At 72.7% G+C, this 17,202-nt stretch carries 19 protein-coding genes; 10 read left to right on the plus strand and 9 right to left on the minus strand.

The window, feature by feature from the left end:
* Positions 1–23 precede the first annotated feature (23 nt).
* Together M4486_RS16085 and M4486_RS16090 are read left to right on the plus strand one after the other, a co-directional pair.
* Entirely contained in the window at positions 24–821 is a 798-nt protein-coding gene (locus M4486_RS16085; protein ID WP_249478291.1) for a hypothetical protein, read from the plus strand.
* Between the two features lie 70 nt (positions 822–891).
* Entirely contained in the window at positions 892–1,776 is an 885-nt protein-coding gene (locus tag M4486_RS16090; RefSeq protein ID WP_249478292.1) for an aminotransferase class IV, read from the plus strand.
* A gap of 23 nt (positions 1,777–1,799) precedes the next feature.
* Here M4486_RS16090 and M4486_RS16095 read toward each other — a convergent pair whose 3' ends face one another.
* Positions 1,800–2,681, minus strand: coding sequence for a hypothetical protein (locus M4486_RS16095; RefSeq protein ID WP_249478293.1), 882 nt, complete (start codon positions 2,679–2,681; stop codon positions 1,800–1,802).
* Positions 2,682–2,812: 131 nt separating this feature from the next.
* On the opposite strand from M4486_RS16095, the gene M4486_RS16100 reads away from it, so the two are divergent.
* Together M4486_RS16100 and M4486_RS16105 are read left to right on the plus strand one after the other, a co-directional pair.
* Entirely contained in the window at positions 2,813–3,283 is a 471-nt protein-coding gene (locus tag M4486_RS16100; RefSeq protein ID WP_249478294.1) for an SRPBCC family protein, read from the plus strand.
* Between the two features lie 206 nt (positions 3,284–3,489).
* Entirely contained in the window at positions 3,490–5,118 is a 1,629-nt protein-coding gene (locus tag M4486_RS16105) for an HNH endonuclease signature motif containing protein (protein ID WP_249478295.1), read from the plus strand.
* A gap of 10 nt (positions 5,119–5,128) precedes the next feature.
* On the opposite strand, the gene M4486_RS16110 is transcribed toward M4486_RS16105, so the two are convergent.
* Together M4486_RS16110 and M4486_RS16115 are read right to left on the minus strand one after the other, a co-directional pair.
* Positions 5,129–6,967: a glycoside hydrolase family 15 protein gene (locus tag M4486_RS16110; RefSeq protein WP_249478296.1), complete on the minus strand. Its 1,839-nt coding sequence runs from the start codon at positions 6,965–6,967 to the stop codon at positions 5,129–5,131.
* A 53-nt stretch (positions 6,968–7,020) separates the two neighbouring features.
* On the minus strand, positions 7,021–7,995 hold the full coding sequence (locus tag M4486_RS16115; protein WP_249478297.1) for a DMT family transporter: 975 nt from the start codon (positions 7,993–7,995) through the stop codon (positions 7,021–7,023).
* Positions 7,996–8,051: 56 nt separating this feature from the next.
* On the opposite strand from M4486_RS16115, the gene M4486_RS16120 reads away from it, so the two are divergent.
* From M4486_RS16120 to M4486_RS16135, 4 genes are all read left to right on the plus strand, one after another.
* Positions 8,052–8,513 carry a hypothetical protein gene (locus M4486_RS16120; RefSeq protein WP_249478298.1) on the plus strand — a complete coding sequence of 154 codons (462 nt, stop codon included), beginning with the start codon at positions 8,052–8,054 and terminating at the stop codon, positions 8,511–8,513.
* Positions 8,510–9,022, plus strand: a complete 513-nt coding sequence (locus M4486_RS16125; protein ID WP_249478299.1) for an NUDIX domain-containing protein — start codon at positions 8,510–8,512, stop codon at positions 9,020–9,022. Before M4486_RS16120 ends, M4486_RS16125 begins: the two co-directional genes overlap by 4 nt.
* Before the next feature lie 14 nt (positions 9,023–9,036).
* Positions 9,037–9,771 carry an MgtC/SapB family protein gene (locus tag M4486_RS16130; protein ID WP_249478300.1) on the plus strand — a complete coding sequence of 245 codons (735 nt, stop codon included), beginning with the start codon at positions 9,037–9,039 and terminating at the stop codon, positions 9,769–9,771.
* Positions 9,772–9,843: 72 nt separating this feature from the next.
* Entirely contained in the window at positions 9,844–10,692 is an 849-nt protein-coding gene (locus M4486_RS16135; RefSeq protein ID WP_249478301.1) for an aldo/keto reductase, read from the plus strand.
* Between the two features lie 24 nt (positions 10,693–10,716).
* On the opposite strand, the gene M4486_RS16140 is transcribed toward M4486_RS16135, so the two are convergent.
* A complete protein-coding gene (locus tag M4486_RS16140; RefSeq protein ID WP_249478302.1) occupies positions 10,717–11,076 on the minus strand; it encodes a MerR family transcriptional regulator in 360 nt (119 codons plus the stop codon).
* Between the two features lie 88 nt (positions 11,077–11,164).
* Between M4486_RS16140 and M4486_RS16145 the strand changes: the two genes are divergently transcribed.
* Together M4486_RS16145 and M4486_RS16150 are read left to right on the plus strand one after the other, a co-directional pair.
* Positions 11,165–11,773, plus strand: coding sequence for a DUF998 domain-containing protein (locus tag M4486_RS16145; RefSeq protein ID WP_249478303.1), 609 nt, complete (start codon positions 11,165–11,167; stop codon positions 11,771–11,773).
* 25 nt (positions 11,774–11,798) lie between these two features.
* Positions 11,799–12,575 (plus strand): serine hydrolase, encoded by a 777-nt coding sequence (locus tag M4486_RS16150; protein WP_249478304.1) that lies wholly within the window; start codon positions 11,799–11,801, stop codon positions 12,573–12,575.
* A 1-nt stretch (position 12,576) separates the two neighbouring features.
* On the opposite strand, the gene M4486_RS16155 is transcribed toward M4486_RS16150, so the two are convergent.
* From M4486_RS16155 to M4486_RS16175, 5 genes are all read right to left on the minus strand, one after another.
* Positions 12,577–13,791, minus strand: a complete 1,215-nt coding sequence (locus M4486_RS16155; RefSeq protein WP_249478305.1) for a C40 family peptidase — start codon at positions 13,789–13,791, stop codon at positions 12,577–12,579.
* Positions 13,788–14,924 (minus strand): dipeptide epimerase, encoded by a 1,137-nt coding sequence (locus tag M4486_RS16160; protein ID WP_249478306.1) that lies wholly within the window; start codon positions 14,922–14,924, stop codon positions 13,788–13,790. Before M4486_RS16160 ends, M4486_RS16155 begins: the two co-directional genes overlap by 4 nt.
* Positions 14,925–14,950: 26 nt before the next feature.
* Positions 14,951–16,102: a DUF819 family protein gene (locus M4486_RS16165; protein ID WP_249478307.1), complete on the minus strand. Its 1,152-nt coding sequence runs from the start codon at positions 16,100–16,102 to the stop codon at positions 14,951–14,953.
* Between the two features lie 147 nt (positions 16,103–16,249).
* Positions 16,250–16,567: a DUF3870 domain-containing protein gene (locus tag M4486_RS16170; RefSeq protein WP_249478308.1), complete on the minus strand. Its 318-nt coding sequence runs from the start codon at positions 16,565–16,567 to the stop codon at positions 16,250–16,252.
* Positions 16,564–17,145 (minus strand): GNAT family N-acetyltransferase, encoded by a 582-nt coding sequence (locus M4486_RS16175; protein ID WP_249478309.1) that lies wholly within the window; start codon positions 17,143–17,145, stop codon positions 16,564–16,566. The genes M4486_RS16170 and M4486_RS16175 overlap by 4 nt, the downstream gene beginning before the upstream one ends.
* Positions 17,146–17,202 lie beyond the last annotated feature (57 nt).

Genomic DNA, 17,202 nt, shown 5'->3' on the forward strand with positions numbered 1-17,202 from the left:
GGCTCCTGTGCCACGATGAGCTCATGCCCGCTTTCGACTGGCCGCACGACGCGGCGCCCCTGCCCATCGAGCCCCTGCGCGGGCCGATCGACCGCCTGACCGCGCTCGCCGCCCGCCACGAGGGCGTGCTCGAGCTCATCGCCCCGCTCGAGGCCGAGGACGAGCAGAGCGACGGCGCCCCGGGCACCGCGGGGCTCGCGGGCGGCGTCGCCGGCGACCCCCGCGCCTACCTGCCGCCCGTGCTCTCGAGGATCGCCGACGAGTTCGGCGGGATCCGGGTGGTCGGCGGAGACGCGGCGCTCATGATCGTCGTCGACGAGCGCAGCGACCTGGGCCCCTTCACGATCCTCACCGACCCGGTCTCCTTCACGCCGCTGTACGAGGGCGACGACGTCGCGGTGGTCCTCGCGATCGATGAGAACGGCGCCGCCGGCCCGGTCTTCGCGATCGGCGAGGACCTCGCCCTGACCCTCGTCGCCCCCGACCTCGTCGACTACGTGCAGCGGTTCACGGAGGCGCTGGATCTCGCGGCGACCACGACGGCCGACGAGACGGTGGACGCCGAGCTGGTCGCCGACCGCATGGAGGAGTCCTTCTTCGCGCCCCTGTTCGCCGAGGACCCCGAGCGCGCCGTCGCCCTGGCCGCCGACGCCCCCTCGGGCATCGAGGCGCCCGCGGAGGCCCTCGCCGTCGCCGACCTGCGCGGCGCCGCGCCCGGCGCGCGCGTCGAGGTCATGGACGCCGACCTCCCGGGCGACCCGCTCGAGATCGGCATCGCCTGGCGCGCGGACGGCCTCGTGGTGGTCGTGACGGGGGAGTGAACCGGCGCGCGGCCGCGTGCGCCGCCCGCGCGTAGGATCGGGGGTTCCCCGTCCGATCCAAGGAGCCGTCGTGTCCTCTCGTCCTGCCGTCCTGGTGATGATCCCCGGAGTCGCCGCCGATCCCGAGCTCAAGGCTCGCCCGGCCTTCCGCCTGGTCGACGAGGGCGCGCCGCAGCTGCGCGTCACCGATCTCGCCGCCACCAGGGGCGATGGCGTCTTCGAGACCGTGGGCGTGTTCGACTCGCGCCCCGCGAACCTCACGCCGCACCTCGAGCGCCTGCAGCGCAGCGCCCGCATGCTCGACCTGCCCGCGCTCGATCTGGATGTGCTCGCCCAGGCCGTCGACGCCGCGGTCACCGCGCACCTGCCGGTCCCCGAGCTGCTCGTGAAGATCGTCGTCTCCCGCGGCGTCGAGGGGCAGTCGCGCCCCACCGCCTGGGTCTTCGCCGACGCCGCCCCGAGCTACGCCGCCGCCCGGGCGGGACTGCGCGTCGCGGCCCTGGACCGCGGCATCCCCACCACCGCGCCGCAGACCAGCCCGTGGCTGCTCGCGGGCGCCAAGAGCCTCTCCTACGCGATCAACATGGCCGGTCTGCGCGAGGCCGCGCGGCGCGGGGCCGACGAGGTCCTGTTCGTCTCCTCCGACGGGTACGCGCTCGAGGGGCCGACGTCGACCCTGCTGGTCAAGAGCGGGAACCGCTTCCTCACCACGCCCGTGGACGCGGGCGTGCTGCCCGGTACGAGCCTCGGCTCGGTGTTCGAGCTCGTGCGCGGCGAGGGCGCCGAGGCGGCGGAGGAGCTGATGACGCTCGCGCAGGTGGCCGAGGCGGACGGCGCCTGGCTGCTCTCCTCGGTGCGGCTGGCCTGCCCGATCACGCATCTCGACGACGTGGAGCTGCCCGTGGACCGTGCGCTCACCGACCGCCTCAGCGCGGCGATCGCCGGACGGAAGTAGGCAGGGGACTCCGGCAGGGAGTCTCAGGCAGCGCGGCGGACGAGCGCGGGCGGCGCCCACGGCGTCGTCCGCTTCGAGCGACGGCGCCCGGTGCCGCGCAGTCCCGCGCGCACCGCCTCGTCCCGGCCCGAGTAGGGCAGGTCGATCCACGCGTGCGCCGCGGCGACGGCAGGGCGCACGTGCTCGCGCAGGAGCGCGGCGACGCCGCCGACGTGCGCGGTCGGCACCACGAGCACGTCGACCATCGGGCGGGTCCAGTGGGTGTCCGCGCCGTGGTCGTCGAAGACCATGACGGTCTGCTCATCGCTCGAGCAGACGCGCGCGAGGGTGCGCACGAAGTCGCGGTCGCGCACGTCGGACCAGATGTGCGGGCGGCCGTCGAGGCGGACGGTGGCGGTGGTGAGCAGCTGCGAGCGCACCCGCAGGTCGGTCACCTCGATCTCGGGCAGGCGGGCCCCGGTGTCCGAGCACAGGCGCTGGGCGACCTTGTGGATGCTGCGCTCGAGCTGCTCGGCGCTCGGCGTGGACTCCCCGAAGAGGTCCGCGCGGGGCGGCAGCACGCGGTGACGGCCGCCGATCACGTAGCGCCCGTCGATCCGCTCGTGCAGCAGCCACCAGAAGGCGCAGCGCTGCAGGCCGGGGACAGGGGGAGTGGTCTCGGGCTGCTCGTCCGCATCGGGCACGAGCTCGAGGTCGCGGCGCGAGGCGGCCTGGACGGCGCGGGCGACGGCCGCGGGCGTGACGTGCTCTCGCAGCGAGAGGCCGAGCGCGGCGAGCATGTCGACCTGCTGGTCAATGCTCGGAGCCGGCGCTCCGGCGCGCAGGACGTCGTCGACGGGCGCTGCGTGCGCATCGTGCGCCCCGTCCCCGTGGAGCAGGGTGCGCATCCGATCCGTGATGCTCATGGCGACCTCCTTCTTCTCGTCGAGCTGCGGCTGCAGGACCACCGTATGCAGGGCCCTCCCGTCGGCAGGTGACGAGCAGGCGAACTCTTCGCGTCGAGTGCGCGACGGGGAGCTCGGGGCAGAATCGGGGCATGACCTACGAGATCGAGGATTCCCTGATCGTCCCGGGCGCTCCTGAGGACGTGTACGCCCTGCTCAGCGACGTGACCCGCACTGGCGAATGGAGCCAGCAGTGCTACCGCTGCGCATGGGACGACGAGACCCGCGGCGTCGGCGCGCGCTTCACCGGGTGGAACCGCACGCCCGAGCGCGAGTGGCACACCACCTCCGAGGTCGTCGCCGACGTCCCTGGCGAGCGCTTCGCGTGGTCCGTCGGCCCCGGCCGGGCGGAATGGGGGTACCGGATGGAGCGCGCGGAGGGGGCCGGCGAGCCTCGCACGCTGCTCACCGAGTACACGCGCACCACGCCCCTGTTCGAGACCACCTTCGCCGAGCGCTACGGCGGGCGCGCCGAGGAGGAGATGGCGACGCGCCGGAAGGCTGCGGAGGCCGGGATCCCGGCGACGCTCGAGGCGATCCGGAGGGTGCTCGCGGGGGAGTGAGCGGGGGCGGCGCTCTCTGCCGTGCCCCAAGGTGGCGACGCTGGTCACGGCCCTGGTCCGCCCGGTCTTCGGTGCGCCCGTTCCTCCCCATCACCCCCTTGTCCACATCCTCGCTGCCCCTCTTCCGAGTGTCCGTTTCGCCCGATACGATGGCCGGAGAATCGAACGAGAGTTCGATTCCTCGACGTGGAGGGAAGGGGGACAGGATGACCGCGCTCGACCCTGGCCCGCGCCAGGAGATCCTCGGCGACCATGCCCTGTTCCCCGGCATGGTGCTCCCGCGCGAGAGGGAGGAGCTGCTGCGCGCCCAGCAGGCCGAGCGTGCCGCCCAGGATCCCGTCCAGCGCATCCGTCCGCGCTCTCCGCGTCCCCTCACGCGCGAGTCCGTCGCCGCCCGGGTCGACGTCTCTCCCACCCTCGAGGTCACCGAGCGCGTCCAGAGCATCTGGGACCAGGGTGTGCGCGAGTCCTGCGAGCTCGCCGAGTCCCTCGCCGCCCTCGCGCCGTCCTGGCGCGGCCGCGATACCGGCGGCTGCACCGCGGAGGACGCCCAGTGCGAGGACCTGCTGGTCGCGGCCGCACTGCGCTGCTCCGACACCGTCGCCTACCGTCGCATCCGCGACGGACACCGCGGCGTCGACCTCTGCCCGCGCATCTTCGCCCGCCTGCGCGCGGGGGAGTTCCCCGCCGCCTGGTTCCGCGAGCTGCTGCGCCGCACCCTCGGCCTCACCGACGAGGAGATGACGCTGGTCGATGCGACCGTGAGCGCCTGGGACCCGGGCATCACCTCCGAGCACTTCAGCCGCTGCCTCGGCACCGTCGTCGCGACGCTCCTCGAGCGACGCGAGCTCCCGCCCCGCCTCGACGTCGAGGCGCGGCGCCGGGTCGAGTTCGAGCACGGCGGGGACGACGGCACCGCATGCCTGCGGATCGTCGGCCCCGTCCCCGAGCTGCTGCAGCTCGCCCGTCGGCTGGACGATGCCGCGCGCACTCTCCAGGCCGCCCAGCGCCACGCACTCGAGGCCGGAGTCGAGGTCCCCCTGGACCCGCAGGGCCGCGCGGCCGAGCAGGGACGGCCCCTGTCGCTGTCCGAGCTGCGCTACCACCTGCTGACCACGGCAGATCTGGACACCGACGGCGTGGGCCTGAGCGCCGCGTCGTTCCGCATGAACGTGACGGTCCCGCTGCTGTCCCTCATGGGCCACAGCGACGCCCCCGGCATGCTCGACGGTCGGATCCCGATCCCGGCCGAGATGGCCCGCGAGCTCGCCGCCGGCGAGGACGCCTGGTACCGGCTGCTCACCGACCCGGTGACCGGGGAGTTCCTCCCCGCGCCCGCCGAGCGCTACGCGGCGCCGCAGGCCATGCGGGAGCACCTGCGCGTGCGGATGACGACCTGCGCGGTGCCCGGCTGCCGGCGCCCCGCATCCTGCGCGACCGAGGCCGACCACATCGAGGAGTACGACCACGAGGATCCGCTCCACGGCGGCAGCACCGCCGTGGACAACCTCCACCTGCTGTGCTGGAAGCACCATGCTCTGAAGACCGCTCGCCGGATCGACCCGGTGCGCGTGGACGCCTCCCATTCACCGACCGGCCGCACCGGAACCCTCTGGAGCATCGGCGAGGAGATGCGGATCTTCCAGGAGGACGACACTGACCTCGCGACCCCCGCGATCGCGAAGGACCTCGAGGACTCCTGGGCACGGATCCAGGCCCTCCGGGACCAGCGCGACGCGGCTCTGCGAGAGCACGCCGAGCGCACCCGGGACGAGCCCCCGCCCGAGAGGCCACCGCAGGGTGCGCCGCCGGGCGCACCACCACCACCGTTCTGATCCCGGCGGGTCAGCGCGCGGCGCTGCCCTCCGCCTCGCACAGCGCATCGACCGCGCGCACCAGGGCCAGATGGCTGAAGGCCTGCGGGAAGTTGCCGGCCATGCGTCGGTGCGCGTCGTCGTACTCCTCGGAGAACAGCATGAGGTCGTTCCCGCACGCCAGGACGCGATCCAGCATCTGCCGGGCGTCCTCGGTGCGACCTGCCCGCGCGTAGTACTCGGCGAGCCAGAAGCAGCACGCCAGGAACGGGTTCTCGTTCCCGCTGAGCCCGTCCTGACCCGTCGTGCGATACCGCAGCACCAGGCCGCCCTCGGTCATCAGCTCGTCCTCGATCCGACGCACCGTGGCGACCATTCTCGGATCCTCCGGATCCACGAAGCCGATCCGGGCGAGCTGCAGCAGCGAGGCATCGACCTCGGTGCTGCCGTAGGTCTGGGTGAACGCGCCGTCGGGCCCCACGCCCTCGCGCAGGATCTCGTCCCGCAGGCGGTCCCGCGCCGCCCGCCACCTCTCGAGCTCCCCGTCCTTCGCCCGCAGTCCGAGCTCCTCGACGCCGCGGACGGCCCGGTCGAAGCCGGCCCACATCATCACCCGCGAATGCGTGAAGAACGCGGGCTCCCCGCGCATCTCCCACAGGCCCTGGTCCTGCGTCTCCAGGTGCGTGCACGCGAACTCCAGCAGTGCGCGCTGCAGCGACCACGACCACGTGGTCTCCTCGAGCCCCGTCTCGCGCATGGCCGCGAAGCCCACCAGCACCTCGCCCACCACATCGCCCTGGTACTGGGCCGCGGCGCCGTTGCCGATCCGCACCGGGCGCGAGCCCGCGAAACCGGAGAGGTGCGCCAGCTCCCTCTCCGGCAGCGAGCGCTCCCCGGAGATGGAGTACATGATCTGCATGTGCTCGGGGTCCCCGGCGATCGCGCGCAGCAGCCAGTCCCGCCAGCCCACCGCCGCCTCCACGTGCCCGTGCGCCAGCAGGGCCTCGAGCGAGAGCGCCGCATCGCGCAGCCAGCAGTAGCGGTAGTCCCAGTTGCGCTCGCCGCCGAAGTCCTCCGGCAGGCTCGCCGTGGGCGCCGCGACGATGCCGCCCGCGATCACGTCGGAGAGGCCGTGCAGCACGAGCAGCGAGCGCGTCACCTCCGGCCGGTATCGGTCATCGACCTCGACGCGCCCCAGCCACTCGCGCCAGGCCGCCGCTGTGCGTTCGATCGCGTCCTGCGGGTCCACGGGCCTCGGCAGCGCCGTCCACGAGGGATGCCAGGTCATCGTCCACGCCTGCTCCTCGCCCGCGTGCAGCATGTGCCGCCCCGTGTGCACGTGGTCGCTCGCCGTGAGGCCCGGGCCCCGCAGGGCCAGTGCGCTCGCGCCGGCCACCGCGGAGATCACCGAGGCGCCGTCCGAGTCCTCGCGCCGCCGCACCCACGGGACCACGTCGCCGTACTCGAAGCGGATCCGCAGCTCCTGCTCGACCTCGACGCTGCCCTCGGTGCAGCGCACCAGGCGCACGAGATCGGCGCGCTCGTCGGCCGACGGGTCCTCGGCGGACTCCTCGGGCGTGATGTCCGAGGGCATCATGTCGATGACCTGCGCGGTCCCGTCGGGCCCCCGCCACGTGGTCTCGAGGATCATCGTGCCCTCGTGGTAGCGGCGCGAGGTGGCCTCGCCGCCGCGGATGCCCAGCGTCCAGTGCCCGTTGCGGTCGTCCCCCAGCAGTGCGCACAGCGCGGCGGGGGAGTCGAAGCGCGGCATGCACAGCCAGTCGACGCGGCCCTCGCGCGTGACGAGGGCCGACCCTCGGCGGTCGGACAGCAGGGCGTGGTCCTCGATGCGGTGCTCGCGATGCTCCATGCCTCCCGATTCTGCACCCGCAGGCGCGGACGGCGGTCAGGATCCGGGCGAGGTCAGGAGTCGCGCCTCCTGCGCGCGGGACCGATGCCCGCGGTGACGGCGGCCGCGACGAGGGTGAGGAACGCGCCGAGCAGGGTGAGCGGGGTGAGGTGCTCGGTGCCCGTGGGGGCGAGGACGTCCAGCAGCACCGAGCCCACGATCTGCCCCGCGATCGTCGTCATCGCCAGGGTGAGCACGCCCAGCGGGGCCGCGAGCTGCGCCGCGATGGCGATGAACACGACGCCGATGGTGCCGCCCAGGTAGAGCAGGGGATTCGCGGGGAGAGGGGCGGGGCCGTGCCCGACGGCGAGGGCGTGGACCACCGCGACCAGCACGAGCAGCGCGGTGCCCACGACGAAGTTCCCGAGGGTGGCGATCATGAAGTGCCCGGTGTGCTGGGAGACCCGGCCGTTCACCGCCTGCTGCAGCCCCATCGCCGCCCCCGCGACCACGGGCAGCACGAGCAGCGGCCAGGGGACGTCGACGCCCACGCCCGAGGACATCGCGAGCCCCACCGCGAGCACCATCAGCGCGGCCCCGATCAGGCGGGGCGCGGTGAGCGGGCGGACGCCGCCGGGACCCAGGCCGACGCGGTCGACGACGAGTCCGGTGACCGTCTGGCCGGCGACGACGCAGACGATGAACAGGGCCACCCCGATCAGGGCGACGCTGAAGGTCTGTCCGAGCACGAAGGTCGCCCCGCCGATCCCGCCCAGCGCGAGCGGCCAGGGGAGGGCTCCGATGCGCAGGTCGTGCCCGAAGGATGCCGCGCGCTCCCGCAGGGACCTCCGGGAGAGCACGATGACCAGCACGATCACGAGCCCCGTGCCGAACGAGATGGCCGACGCGGTGAAGCCGTCGGCGAGCTCGGTGGACAGTCGCGAGTTGATGCGCGACTGCACGGCGGAGAGCAGCCCGCCGACCAGCGCGACCGGCAGCGCCCAGCCCGGAGCGCGGCCCAGCGAGAAGGAGAGAGGGGAGGATGCCACGGGGGTCCACTCTAGGTCCGTAGACTCGGGGAGTTCCCGAGACGGAGGAGTCGATCATGACCGAGCAGTACGACGAGGACCTCACGAACCTCACCGACCCGACGCCGTCGGACCTCTCCGAGGAGAGCAGCCTCGAGGCGGCCATCGACGACGAGGACGAGGACGAGGACCCCGACGTGGAGCCCGGTGCCGAGGGGCCCGAGGGCACCGGCATCGAGGGCGCCGACGACATCCTCGAGGAGGAGCGCGACCGCGACGCCGAGGACGATTCGTTCTACGACTCGGACTACCCGAGCACCCTCGGCGAGGACGACTCGGCCGCCGCCGAGCAGGGCAACCGCGACGGCGACGAGATGGTCTCCGAGGGGGACGACGCGGAGGAGGTCTCCGAGCTCGACGGCGACACCGAGGACGTGGACGCCCTGGGCGGCCCCGACGAGGACACCGCGGCCGACGCCGTCGACCTCGACGGCACCGACGGCGGGGAGGACCCGCTCTCGGGCGAGGCCCTCGGGTGAGCCAGGGGGATCACCGGCCCGCGGCCCACCCCGCGCACGCCCTCGGTCCCCGCGTCGGCGTCAAGGCGCTGATCCTGCGCGACGGGGCGATCCTCATGAACCGCTCCGACGTCGACGGCCACGACGCCTTCGACCTGCCCGGCGGCGGGCAGGAGTACGGCGAGACCCAGGCCGAGGCGCTCGTGCGCGAGTGCGCCGAGGAGATCGGCGCCCGCGTGCGCGTCCACGGCGTCGCGTGCGTGTGGGAGTTCCGCACGGAGCTCGGTGACTTCGGGCGCGAGCAGATCCCGCTGTTCCACCAGCTCAACGTGGGCTTCTGGTGCGGGCTCGAGCCCGGTGAGGAGCCCCGCGCGGAGGCGACCACCGCGATGGACGCCTGGCAGGTGGGCACGTCCTGGCTGCCCGTGGACCAGCTGGACCGCTTCGACGTGCGCCCGCGCGCGATCGCCGACTGGCTGCAGGCCGACCCGTCGATCCGGCCCGTCGGCCTCGGACCCGTCGAGCTCTAGGAAGGAGGGCGGACATGGACCCCCTGGTGGGACTCGTGCAGCCGACGAGCCTCGTGGAGGCCGAGCTGCTGATCGCGACGTTCGTGCTGTGCTCGCTGATCGGCCTCGAGCGCCAGATGCGGCAGAAGAGCGCCGGCTACCGCACCCACGTGCTCGTGGGGCTCGGCTCGTGCGCCTTCACGCTGGTCTCGGCCTACGGCTTCGCGGCGGTGCTCGGCAACGAGGTCAACCTCGACCCCTCGCGCATCGCCGCCCAGATCGTCTCCGGCATCGGCTTCCTGGGCGCGGGCGTCATCTTCAAGGGCCGCTCCATGGTGCGCGGGCTGACCACGGCCGCGACCGTCTGGGTCTCCGCCGCCGTGGGCATGGCCTGCGGCAGCGGCATGCTCTCCCTCGGCCTCACCCTCACCGCGCTGCACCTGATCACACTGTTCCTCATCGCCCCGCTCGTGCGCCGCGTCCCCGGCCCCGATCGTCACCGCCTGCTGCGCGTCACCTACGCCGACGGACGGGGCGCGCTGCGCGACATCCTCGCGACCGCGACCGGCGCCGGCTTCACGAACTCGATCGAGAACTCCCGCAAGATCACCGGCAACGACGGCGAACCGAAGATCGTCATGGACATCCGCTTCCTGGGCCGACCGCCCGTGCGCGACCTGATCCCGCCCCTGCTCGAGGTCGCCGGGGTCGAGCGGGTCTCGCTCGCCAAGAACCAGGGCAGGTCGGGCAGCGAGGCCGACGACGACTGACGCCCCTGGCTAGGCTGGGGGACGACTGCACAGGCGCGGCCGCCCGTCGCGCACCACGACCCGAGGAGCACCATGACCAGCGCACCTTCCATCCGCTTCCGCGACGGTCGATCGATCCCGCAGCTCGGCTACGGGGTCTGGCAGGTCGAGCCCGACGTCGCGGCCGACGTGGTCGTCAAGGCCTTCGAGGCCGGCTACCGGCACGTCGACACCGCCCGCGGGTACGACAACGAGGACGGGGTGGGCCGTGCGCTCGCCGCCTCCGGCCTCGCACGCGACGACTACTTCGTGACCTCGAAGGTCCCCAACCAGGACCAGGGGCGCGAGGCGACGCTGCGCTCCTTCGACGCCACCATGACCGACCTCGGCCTGGACGAGCTCGACCTCTACCTCATCCACTGGCCCGCGCCGGAGAAGGGGCTCGCCCTGGAGACCTGGCGCACCCTCATCGAGCTGCAGGAGCAGGGGCGGATCCGCTCGATCGGCGTCTCGAACTTCCGGCCCGAGGACCTCGAGATGCTCGAGGCGGAGACCGGCGTGCTGCCCGTGCTCAACCAGATCGAGCTGCATCCCTTTTTCAACCAGCCCGAGCTGCGCGCGCTGCACGCCGAGAAGGGCATCGTCACCGAGGCCTGGTCCCCGCTGGGCCAGGGCGGCGGGGAGCTCGAGGACCCGGTGGTGCTCGAGATCGCCCGCGCGCACGACGCCGATCCCGCCCAGGTGCTCATCGCCTGGAACCTCGCCCTGGGCGACGTGGTGATCCCGAAGTCCGTCACGCCCGCGCGGATCGTCTCGAACCTCGAGTCCCTCGACCTCGCCCTCGCGGACGAGGAGATCGCGCGGATCACGGCACTCCACAAGGGCGAGAGCGGACGCCAGGGCAAGCACCCCGGGGAGTTCGCGGGCCACCAGGGCTCCTGATGCCCTGAGCGGCGGGCCGCCGGCTCACGCGGGCGAGCGACGCTCCTCGAGCACCGCGAGCGCCCCGAGGATCGTGGCGCGGCTGCGCTCGAGCTCCTCGCGGCGGCGGTCGACGACGGCGAGCTGCTCGGTGAGCAGCGCGCGGCGCTCCGCGTCGTCCATGTCCGCCCAGTGCGCCATGCGCGTGCGCATGTCCTGCAGGGAGAAGCCTGCGTCGCGGCCCGCGAGGACGAGCCGCACGCGCTGCACGGCGTCCTCCCCGAAGTCGCGGTAGCCGTTGGGCCCGCGGGTGATCTGGCCGGGGCTGAACATGTCCCGCTCCTCGTAGAAGCGGACGGTCGAGGGCGTGAGCCCGGTCCTGCGGGCGAACTCGCCGATGCGCATCGGGATCCTCCTCCTTGACCCTCCAGTGACTGGAAGGTCTAGCGTCCCAGACGTTCGACCCCCTCGTCCGTCCGTCCAGGAGATCCCCGTGGCCCAGGTGCTCGCGATCGTCGCGTCCGTGCTGTTCGTCCTCCGACTGCTTGCGCTCGTCGCCCTGCACGTGAGGCCCGGCGGCATCCACCCTGTGCGGCATGCGGTGAGCGACTACGCCGCTTCGTCCGCGCCGAGCACCCGGCGCCTCGCCGCGGTCGCCTCGTGGCTCGCGGCCGCCGCCTGGGCGGTCCTGGGCGTCACGGTCCTCACGCTCCCCGCTGCGACCTCGCACACGGGGCTCGGCGTGTGGCTGCTGGTGCTGGCGGTGGTGCTCGCGGTGATGCCGCGCGTGCCCACCGATGCGCCCGGGGAGCCCGTCACCTCACGCGGACGGCTGCACCTGGTGCTCGCCGTCGCCTGGTTCGCGATCGCGTATTCGACGATCGGTCCGCTCACGCGGCTGCTCGCCGGGGCCACGGGGGCGCCGGCGCCGGGGATCCTGCCCGTGCTGCACGTGATCGCGGCGATCGCCCTGGTAAGCCTCGTCGTCTCCCTGCTGGTGAGGGCGCTGCGCGAGCGCACCTTCGGCCTCAGCGAGCGCGTGTTCATCCTCGCCGTCACCCTCGCCCCGCTGATCGTGAGCGTGGGCCTGGCCGCCGCGTGACCGCAGCCCCCGTAGGGTCGAGAGCATGACGCTGCCCACCGCCTCCGCCCCATCCGACACCGCGATCGCCTGGTGCCTCCTGGACGCGCAGGGTCGCGAGCTCTCGAGCAGCGAGGCCGACCGCGCCTTCTACGCGGCGAGCACCATCAAGCTGTATGTGCTGCTCGCCGCGCTGCGCGCCGCGGATCGCGGGGAGCTGGACCTCGGGGCGGAGGTCGCCGCGACCCGGACCTTCACAGGGGAGGGCGGCGCGTCGTTCACGCTCGCGGGCGACCATCTGGACCCGACGCATCCGGACGACGGGCAGCAGATCTCCGTGCGGGAGCTGCTGGTGCGGATGATCGACCGCTCGAGCAACGAGGCGACCGACCACGTGCTCTCCCTCGTCGGCCTCGGCGCGGTGGCCGACGTGATCGCGGACCTGGGCCTGCCCGCGACGCGCGTCGAGCGGATGATCGGCGACGGCGCGGCGCTCGCCGCGGGCCGCACCAACGAGACCAGCGCGCGGGACCTCGCGCGCACCATGGACGCGATCATGCGCAGCGGCTCCGCCCTCGCCCGCGAGGCGCTCGCCGCGCAGCGGATCCGCATCATCGGCCGCGCCGTGCGGCCCGGCGTCCCCGTGCTCTCGAAGTCCGGCTGGGTCGATGGGTTCCGCCACGACGTCGCGGCCATCGGCGGCAGCGACGGGGCCGGCTTCCACGTCCTCGCGGTGATGACGGGCGGATGGGCCGAGGAGGAGGCCGACGAGCGGATCTTCGCGCGGACCCGGGAGCTGCTGCCCGCGGAGGTGCTGCGCTAGCTCAGCCCTTCGCGAGCTCCACGCGCCGCGCCCCGGCGTACTCGCCGTCGGTGTCGTACTCGGTCAGCGAGACGACCTCGACGCTCCGGGCCGCGTTCGGAGCCTGCATGATCTGGTCGTCGCCCACGTAGAGGGCGACGTGGCGGATCGACTCGGCGCCCGGCTCGGTCGCGAAGAACACGAGGTCGCCGCGCTGGAGGTCCTCGCGCTCGACGCTCTGCAGTCCCGACTCGTGCATCTGGTCGCCGGCGTCGCGCTCGAGGGTGATGCCGTGGTGGTGGAACAGGGTGTACGTGTACCCGGAGCAGTCGTAGCCGTATGCGCTCACGCCGGCCCAGAGATAGCGCAGGCCCAGGAAGCGCTCGCCGGTCGCGATGATGTCCTCGACCGTGGGGCGCGGGGGCTTCTCGCCGTGCGCGCGCACCGCGGCGTCCTCGATGCTGAGCTGCATGGTGCCCGCGTCAGGGACGGCGACCTCGATGCTGTCCTCGTTCTGGCCGGTGACCGGGAGGATCGTGTCGAAGGAGACCGGCAGGCGCGCGCCCTCGCCGCGGCTCGGCGAGGTGAGGGTGCTGGTGAGCGCGGTGACGGTCGCGGTCGAGGCGCAGCGCGCCAGGCGTGCGAAGCGCTCGTCGACGGTGAGGTGGTCGACCGGGACCCAGCCCGGGTAGCCGCGGTCGTCGCGCGGGGTGCCCTGGGCGGTGACCACGATGTGCGCCCACTCGCCGTCGATCTCGTCGACGATGACCTCGCTGCCCAGCACGGCCTGCGATTCGAGCTTCCCGGTGAGCCACTTGCGGGTCTCCTCGTCGGGCATCTTCGCGTTCCAGGCGTCGAGGTCCACGGGCGTGGAGACCGCGCCGTCGTCGATGCCCTCGCGGTTCGTGCGCGGATCGACCCACAGCGTGGTCGCCGTGACCTTCACGTGCGCCCTCTCGCCGGCCTTCGGCGTCCTGCCGCCGCTGCTGTGCCCGTGGTCGCCGTGACCGTGGCCGCCCTTGTGCGCGGGAGCGGCGGAGGCGGAGGCGGCGCCGGCGAGGCCCGCGAGGCCGGCGGCGCCGGTGGCGGCGAGCCGCAGACCGGCGCGCCGGGTGACCTGCGGGTTCTGCGATGCGTCGGCGGGGTCGTGCGGGGTGGTGCTGCGATGGGCGGACATGGTGTCCTCCTTCGAGGAGACGGGTTCGGGCATGCCGGGGACCTGCGGGGTCGACGTCACCTACCACCTCCTGCGTCATCAGCGTCCTGCATCGGGTCGAGCATCGCAAGGCCGAGCCCGGGACCGCCGATCAGCTCGAGCTCGGCGCCGCGCTGGCGGTAGCCGCCCGACGGCGCCCCGGAGGTGAACCAGGCCGGGGGATCGAGGTCGATGAGGGCGATCGCCGGGTGCGCGAAGGCCAGGTGGGCCGCGGCGGTGATCGAGATCCGCGGCTCCATCATCGAGCCCACCATGCAGGCGATGCCCGCCTCGAGGGCCACGTCGGCCACGGCGAGCGCCTCGCGCAGGCCGCCGGTCTTGGCGAGCTTGATGTTCAGGAGGTCGGCCGCACCGGCCTCGACGATGCGGCGGGCGTCCTGTGCATCCCATACGGCCTCGTCGGCCATCACCGGGGTCGCCACCTCGGCGCGCACCCGGGCGAGACCCTCGAGGTCCGCGGCCGGGACGGGCTGCTCGACCAGCTCGATCGGCAGGCCGTCCCGCTCGAAGCCGGTGATGATGCTGATCGCCTCGCGGGCCTCCCAGCCCTGGTTCGCGTCCAGGCGCAGGCTCACCCCGGGGGCGGCCTCGAGCACGGCGGCGAGTCGCCGGCGGTCCTCGTCGATGTCCCGGCCGAGCTTGATCTTCAGGATCTGCTCGCCCGCGGCGACCGCGTCGCGGGCATGACCGGCCATCACCTCGGGGTCCTCGAGGGAGATCGTCATGTCGTTGGTCAGCGTGCCGCAGCGGGTGCCGCCCAGCAGCTCGACCAGCGGCACCCGGGCGGCGCGCGCGGCGGCGTCGTGCAGGGCCACGTCCAGGGCGGCCTTCGCGCTCGTGCTCCCCGGGACAGCGTCCCGGATGCGGCGTCCGAGGTCTTCCAGGGTGCCCTGGGCGCCCTCGAGCGCGCCGCGCAGCGGACCGGCCAGGCAGGCGGCGATCGACTCGGCCGATTCGCCCGTGACGGCGACGGTCTCGGCCGAGGATCCCTGGCCGACGGTGCCGTCGGCCAGCTCGACCTCCGCGACCACGTAGTGCACGGCCTCGGTGCGCCGTGCCGCGGTCACGAAGGGCCGCTTGAGCGGCGCGACGTGGCGGTGGTGGCGCACCGCGACGACGTGCACGTCGGGATCCTGCAGGGTCTGCGGGGTCATCGATGCCCCTCCTCTCGCGGTGACGGTCACAGCGCGTGCATGACCTGGGCGCCGATCAGGCCCACGAACGTGCCCATGAACGATCCGATCAGGGCGAACAGCACGCCCACGGGGACCAGCTGGCGGTTGAAGGCGCTCGCGACCACGGGTGCGGAGGCGATGCCGCCGATGTTCGCGGTGGAGGCGACGGCGAGGGAGAACAGCTCGACCTTCGCGATCTTCGCGTAGAGCACCATGATCCCGGCGTGGATCGCGACCACGAGGATGCCCATCACGATGTAGATCGGCGCCTGCGTGATCGCCGAGAAGTCCGAGCCCGAGGCGATCTGGCCGATCACCACGAACAGCATCAGCGTGGCGACCTCGCTCGATCCGGCCGTCGACCCCAGCGGGGTCAGCGCGACGAGGAGCCCCAGCAGGGAGACGATGAGGATCGACCAGGTGGTGCCGTTGACGACCGCGCCCCACTCGGGCAGCAGGCCGCCGATCCAGATCGAGAAGGTCGAGACCAGGATCGCGCCGAAGACGACGATCGCGAGCGAGGACACCGTCACCGGCTTCTCCTCCTCCTCGAAGGCGCCCTCGTGGGCGTCGAGGTAGGAGGTGTCGGCCTTGGTCCAGCGGTTGAAGCGGGGCGAGACCGCGACCGAGGCGAACATCAGCATCAGCCACAGCGAGTACATCAGCGTGTCGGTGATCAGGGCGTAGCCGAAGATGTTCTCCGGGGCCTTGAGGATGTCCTGGACGGCCACCATGTTCGCGCTGCCGCCGGTCCAGCTGGCCAGCAGCGCGCCGAACACCTTCCACGCCTCGGGGTGCACCGCGGCCTGGAAGACCACGTACACCAGCACCATGCCGAAGCACAGCGAGGCCGAGGCGACGAACATCGTCAGCAGCAGCTTCGGTCCCAGACGGATGATCTTGCGCAGGTCGCAGCCGAACAGGAACAGGAAGATCATCGCCGGCAGCAGGACGTCCTTGACCTGGGCGATGGGGGCGCGGGTCGCGTCGTCCTGGCCGAAGACGCCGAGCGTGTTCAGCAGTGCGCACAGCAGGTACATCAGCACCATGCCGGGCACGTACTTGAACAGCTTCCAGCCGGTCGTCTTCTCGAGGACGATCAGCACGCACGACAGTCCCAGCAGGACGCCGAGCATCAGCAGGCCGTCGGTGATCATGGGGTGCTCCTCGGGGTGGGGAAGGGGTCGGGGATCGGGCAATAAAAAATCGGAAGCACCGACGCAGCGCGCCCGGGCGGGCGCGTTCGTGGTGCTTCCGACGGGTTCCGGTTCTGTGAGGTCCCGGGCGGACGGAGGCGTATGGGGTTATGCGGTGGAGTCCGCCGAGAGGTCGCGGTACTTCGCGGCGGCATTGCGCACGGACGCGGCGAGCGCCTTCTGCGAGGACCCGTGGTACCTCTCGGTGATGGATTCCACCAGGGCGTCGTCGTCGAGGATGGAGCGTCCCACCAGCAGTTCTCCCACGAACTCGACCGTGAGGGTGAGGGTGGCGGTGCAGTCCGCCTCTCGGATGACGTGCGACTCAGTATCGACGACGAGGCCGATGAAGAAAAGTCCCCACTGCGTCGTGATCGGATTGTTGCTCGGCGACTTCGCCTCTCCGGTCAGGTAGATCGTCGTCATGGTGAGAGGGTAGCGGGGCCGACGAGCGGGTCGTCGTCCAGGGCATCGGCGACCTCTTCGGAGGTCACCGGGCGACCGACCGAGACGACCGGCAGACCCGTCGCCGGTGAGCTGTCGCCGACGTGCTGCACGGGGCCGCCTCCTCTCGCAGTCTTCTCCAGCAGCAGCGTCACGAACTCTTCGGTCTCTCTGCTGCCGACGGGCGAGAAGCCCAGAGACAGGTAGTAGTCCAGGAGATGGGGAGCGCAGTCCAGGCGCAGCCAGCGCGCACCCCGGTGCCTCGCCTCGGCGAGAGCGAGGTCGAGCACGGTCGCTCCCAGCCCGCGCCTGCTCGCCGCCGGATCGGTCATCAGACCATGCGCGTACACGGCCGGCTCGTCGCTCCGCTCGTGCTCGCCCCAGAAGTACGGGTCCGCTTCGAGGAGCCGCACGGCGGCGGTGAACGGAGAGGCGGTCGGCGCTGCCGGGTCCTGTCCGGCCTCGTCGAGGGCGTGCCAGTCCCCGCGGGCCACCTCGTCCGCGATCTGCTCGGCTCCGAGCGAGCCGACCTGCCACTGCACGATGCCGTGCTCGGCCATCCACTCCTCCCGTGCGCGGCGCATCCGGGTCAGGTGCGGGACGTCGTCGGGCGTGCA

It is taken from the genome of Brachybacterium kimchii (assembly GCF_023373525.1).
In the GTDB taxonomy this organism is placed as follows: Bacteria; Actinomycetota; Actinomycetes; order Actinomycetales; family Dermabacteraceae; genus Brachybacterium; species Brachybacterium kimchii.